Annotated in this window: 6 protein-coding genes; 4 read left to right on the top strand and 2 right to left on the bottom strand. The window is 44.5% G+C overall.

Annotation, left to right across the window (positions count from 1 at the left end; genetic code table 11):
• Nucleotides 1–107: 107 nt before the first annotated feature.
• The 4 genes from JFN88_RS11365 to JFN88_RS11350 all read left to right on the top strand — a co-directional run bounded on the left by JFN88_RS11365 (nucleotide 108) and on the right by JFN88_RS11350 (nucleotide 2337).
• On the top strand, nucleotides 108–812 hold the full coding sequence (locus JFN88_RS11365; RefSeq protein WP_199019413.1) for an RHS repeat-associated core domain-containing protein: 705 nt from the start codon (nucleotides 108–110) through the stop codon (nucleotides 810–812).
• Nucleotides 813–827: 15 nt separating this feature from the next.
• Complete coding sequence (locus JFN88_RS11360) at nucleotides 828–1205, top strand: DUF5071 domain-containing protein (RefSeq protein WP_199019412.1); 378 nt, start codon at nucleotides 828–830, stop codon at nucleotides 1203–1205.
• 356 nt (nucleotides 1206–1561) lie between these two features.
• A complete protein-coding gene (locus tag JFN88_RS11355; protein WP_199019411.1) occupies nucleotides 1562–2074 on the top strand; it encodes a hypothetical protein in 513 nt (170 codons plus the stop codon).
• A gap of 26 nt (nucleotides 2075–2100) precedes the next feature.
• The gene (locus JFN88_RS11350) at nucleotides 2101–2337 is read left to right on the top strand and encodes a hypothetical protein (RefSeq protein ID WP_199019410.1); all 237 of its coding nucleotides are present in this window, start codon (nucleotides 2101–2103) and stop codon (nucleotides 2335–2337) included.
• A gap of 170 nt (nucleotides 2338–2507) precedes the next feature.
• Here JFN88_RS11350 and istB read toward each other — a convergent pair whose 3' ends face one another.
• Both istB and istA read right to left on the bottom strand, forming a co-directional pair.
• Nucleotides 2508–3185 (bottom strand): IS21-like element helper ATPase IstB, encoded by a 678-nt coding sequence (istB, locus tag JFN88_RS11345; protein ID WP_332908465.1) that lies wholly within the window; start codon nucleotides 3183–3185, stop codon nucleotides 2508–2510.
• A gap of 42 nt (nucleotides 3186–3227) precedes the next feature.
• Nucleotides 3228–4715 (bottom strand): IS21 family transposase, encoded by a 1488-nt coding sequence (istA, locus tag JFN88_RS11340; RefSeq protein ID WP_199019408.1) that lies wholly within the window; start codon nucleotides 4713–4715, stop codon nucleotides 3228–3230.
• Nucleotides 4716–4853: the final 138 nt, after the last annotated feature.

The following is a 4853-nucleotide window of genomic DNA, read 5'->3' as shown; positions in this document are numbered from 1 at the left end:
GGGCGGCGATTGTACAAAAACAGTCACCGTCCATTTTATTGGAGATTGAACGCTTTATAAACTAGGATACGTATGAAGGGGAGATTACGAATCCGCTGACGTTAAATTTGTATACGTATGTTCATAATAACCCGTTAAAATATATTGATCCTACTGGACATTGGTGTCAATCAAAGGATGGTAAATATAGTCACGCTGGTGGATGCAATGATCCTTCAAACAAAGATAATTATGTTCCTGATAAACTATACTATGCTAACAAAGGTAGAAAATATAGAGATATTATTAAAATTTATAATGAGGAGAAGAAACAGGCTGTTGGTTTGTCAAATGAGATAGGTAATATTTTTTTGAACATTACCGCTACGAATAATTCAGTTGCGTTGCCTGGTATTAGGGGTGGTATTAGCACGAATGGTGTAAGAGCAATCGTAGCTGCTATTGTTGGAACAGCTGCAGTTGCGGGTGAAGCAAGCTTCTCAAATATTAAAAGAGAAGATCTTAACTATATTTTTAGGAAGGGAAGAGCAAATAAAGCAAAAGATATGACACCACGTCCTAAAGACACAGATGGTCTATCCTTTGGTAGGAAATCTTATTTAGAGAAACAAGTAATGACTTCAATGGAAATGGTTAATGCTACTGGAGTATTATATGCATATCAAGATCCAAAAAATTCTAATCATATACTTGTCAGGGCGGTGGATCCATACGAACATGAGCTCTGGATACAGTCTTATGCTAATGGAACATATGATTATTATTTAACGGAAGTCTTACAAAATATTGTTATTCAACTTCCTGGAAAGTAGAGGTGTCGCAAGTGTATGGATGAATTTATTCCAAGTAATAAAATGGACTACTACACAATAGAAAAATTGAGAAAGTTGCCATATAATGAAATCGAACCAATTATAAATCAGTTATTAGAGTGGGTTGAAGATATTAATTGGCCAATTGCTAAAGAGATTTGTCAAATATTAATACCATTAGATTTGAAGCTAGTTCCTTCATTAAAAAAAATAGTTGGAGGAAAGGACGAAGTATGGGCGGATAATTGTATCAGATATATTGTAAAGTGGCTTTCAGAAGAAGCAATTCGTGAGCTATCACCAGAGTTGGAAAGAATAGCTTTTTACCCTTCAGAGGACGAGCTTGAATTGGAATTAAATATTTTTGTTCTGCAACTATTAAGAAGCTTATAATTAATACTTGGCCACATGATGCAAATTCTGCTTCATGTGGTTTTTTCCATTCAGCCCTATAGTATAGAATAATGCTTCGGCCGTAGAGAAAAATTAGAGATTCAATATGTGAAACTGGCATCGCTGTAAATCATAAAAAAGGTGTTATAGTAAGTTAGCAAAATGAGTTTAGAAATCAGTATAATTTAAATTTCAAGTTTATGATTGTTATTAATATTGTTGATAATGATAAGCCAGCTATCTATTAAATGAAGAAACCATTCATTTCGCTAGTCAAATTAACGCACCTTTCGATTTTGATTACTATATTTTTTAAACATGCATTATTTAAATAGTCGTGAAGGCAGGTGTATGCAATGTTGAAGGTCAGGGGAATTGTTAACACAATATATACAGAGAGTATAGAAATTGATACGCATATTCCCTTTAACATCGAATGGAAGTACGAGGTTAACAGAAATTCTAAAAATTACTGGAGAACAGGTGATTTCAAACAAACTTTATTTACAATCGGACTAGATTCATCGAGTGGATTGATTCAAGACATGACACTTACAAGCGCAAATCTGATTTTAATAGACGAGGAGGATTGCTTATCAACTAACTATACGGAGATGGGTGTTCCGGAATTTGAATTGTCACAATGGAACTCTTCTGATTGCTATATAGACTTTTTAAATGATTTTAAAGTTCAACTGAAAAATAATGGATTATCGATATGCATGGCTCATGACCAAGTAGAATTAGTAATTAAAAGCGGTAGAGTAGTATTCCACATTGGGCAAGAGCAGACACTGTTAGGTATTGATTTAATTGAACTAACTAAGGATGAATATCAGAGACTTAAAATGTCATTAGTTTCTCTTTAGTTTACTATATGGGGCGGATGACGAAAGTGACGCATCTGGATCAAAGCAGCGTCACGGCCGTTTTTGATGATCTTCAGAATCAAGTGACGGCGGCCGACGAGACGGGCGTGACGAGCATCGTGCGATGGAATCCCTTGGGTCTGAAAGTGGCGGAAGGGATTATGGGCAAAGGAATGGCGACGTACGGTTACGACGCTTATGGACGATTGAGCTACAGCGACGATAAGGCTGGGAATCGAACCTCGTATACGTATGATGTCTGAGATCGGATCACGCGTACGCAGTTCCCGGGGGCAAATAATGCGTTCGCCACCGCTCTCTACGATGATATTCAGCGTACCGTTCAAACGACCGACCCAGAGGTGTTTTTGCAAGTGAAAAATGCTTGGTTTTGCAGCAAAAAATGCAGAGATCACTTGCCATTCCCATGAGGCTATGGCGCTATGCGTTCCATGGCCTGCTTCAACCGAAAACTCTCACCGGTAAAAGATAGAATGTGAGCGTGGTGTACCAATCGATCTACTAAGGCGGATGTCAGCTTGGTATCTCCAAAAATTGAAGTCCATTGGCCGAACTCTAAGTTGGAGGTTACAATCACGCTCTGTTGTTCGTAGCAATCGGCAACCACATTAAACAAGAGCTCCGAACCGGTTTGGCTAAACGGCACATACCCTACTTCGTCCAAGATGAGCAAGTCCATCTTTTTCAGTTTTTCCCGAAAGCGGCTGAGCGTGCCGGCTGCAAACTTCTCTTGCAGGACGGCTACCAGGTCCGAGGCCCGGTAGAATTGCACCCCAAAACCACGTCTGCAGGCCTCAATCCCGAGTGCCGTAGCCATATGGGTCTTTCCCGTCCCTACTGCTCCCATAAGCAACAAGTTCTCTCTTCGCTCCAGCCACGTCAGTTCCCGTAGAAGATCGAGCGTATTTCCCGTGGGGAATGTAATGTGCTCGGCTACATAGCCGTCAAATGTCTTGAGGTGGGGGAAACCCGCTTGCTGCACCAACTTACCCAGCTTAGCCCTTCGTCGGCCTTCCCGTTCGGCAACAAGCAAGCGTTCGACGAGTTCGCTTACCTGTTCATTCTGCTGCTGAGCAACATAATCGACCACATGAGCCAGCCGTAGCTGGCGGCATAGTTCTGCCAAATCCTGTTAGCTTACCCCCATCAGTCGATCATAGCGGTCCAGGGCACTGCTGGTTAAGGTTCCGGGCGGCGAAAGCGACTCGCTCCAAGTTACCGGAATATCTCGACTTGCTTGTCCGATGCCAAGTGCAGCCGTCAGTTGGACAATGGTGGCCTCTTCAGTCGCTCCTTCCAGCACCTGCTCAATTTGCTCCAGCGAGTAGATGTCACACCAGTGGATCAAGGCTTGCAGCCGTTCCTTGCGCACAGACAGATCGGCTATTCCTACATACTGCCGCATCACGTCCGGCAACATCTGGACGAATTGCGAATGCGTGACGCTGCGCGGCTTACGCAGTAGGTTGGTAAACACCTGCACCCACGGAATCTCTGCCGTTCGCCCGGTGTAGGGACGTGGTACTTCGCGCACCACCTGCTGGTCCTGCGTCAGAATGACCAGACGGTCCCAGAATATCTGAATAAGAACCTCACTCTGGGGAGCGACCAGACCTGCCAGGGGAATCGTGGTTCCATCGGCCCGGATTTCCCCGTATTTGTTGACCACGGCTGCACGCATGCGAAAGGCCTCATACGCGGTTTCCGGAAGAGTGACCAGTTGAGCGCGATCCGTTTCCCATAGTTTGGCGATGGGCTCACCCTTGGCATAATGGAGGCGTTCCCGGTCTTGCCCAGCTTGCTCAGCAAAGAATACCGCCAATTGCTCCTGGCTCTCAAAAACGGGAATCGGGACCGCCCAGTTGCGCTTCGAGTAGCCGCATTTGCTTTCCACATGCCCTTTTTCATGGCCGCTGTAGGGATTGCAAAACACCGCCTCCATCCGGTAATGAGCACAGAAACGTTGGAATCCCTCTGTGAGTTGCCGCTCTCCGTGCTTTTCAATGTGAACGACTGCTGCAGATAGATTGTCGAACCACAGGCGTCTGGGAACACCGCCCATCTGTTCGAAGCACCGCTTCATTCCTTCCAGAAAACATTCCTGGTTTTCCGCAGGAGTGGGATAGACGAAGGCCGTATTGCTGTGTGGGAACGAAACCACCAGTAGCTTGTACGTGATCAATTGTTGGTGCTGACTGACCTGAATGGTCGTAAAGTCCACTTGTGCTTCTCCTGGTGGGTGCTCTAACCGCTCATACGTTTTCGCGCGTTCCAATTCCATGGTGCTTTTACGCTTTCGCACGTATTCCAAAACCGTGCGCTGCCCTCCTGTGAAGGAATGCTCCGCCTTCAGTCGTTGGTAAATGCGGATGCCCGTATGACGTTGCTTGCGGGGAAGCAGTCGATCTTCTTCCAGCCAAGTATCTACAATGTCCATAAAAGGTCCCATGACCGGACGGTGGCTTTTCCGCTTCTGCACACTGAGATTCCAGTCCGCTTGGTCCGCATATTTCTTGGCCGTCCGCCAATGAACACGGGCTCTTCTTTGAATTTCACTGACCGAGCAGTCTTCTGTTTCACGCAAAAATTTGATATATTCTTGTTGAGGCATTTTCAGCATCCCTTTCGAGTCTCCTTCGTCAAGTTCTCAGCAAACCTAACGATAGGAGGAAAATAGGGGGCTGACAAGTGTCTCTTTTTGCATCTCGCTTGAGCATTTTTACGCTGCCATTCTAGGCACTTTTATTATGCAATAAAC

It is taken from the genome of Paenibacillus roseus (assembly GCF_016424485.1).
Lineage (GTDB): Bacteria > Bacillota > Bacilli > Paenibacillales > Paenibacillaceae > Paenibacillus_D > Paenibacillus_D roseus.
This window is presented reverse-complemented; position numbering and strand designations above follow the sequence as displayed.

Coding starts and splice junctions, on each gene's coding strand:
- JFN88_RS11355 (WP_199019411.1), top strand. CDS start 1,562: ATGTTGAAGGTCAGGGGAATTGTTAACACAATATATACAGAGAGTATA.
- istA (WP_199019408.1), bottom strand. CDS start 4,715: ATGCTGAAAATGCCTCAACAAGAATATATCAAATTTTTGCGTGAAACA.
- JFN88_RS11360 (WP_199019412.1), top strand. CDS start 828: ATGGATGAATTTATTCCAAGTAATAAAATGGACTACTACACAATAGAA.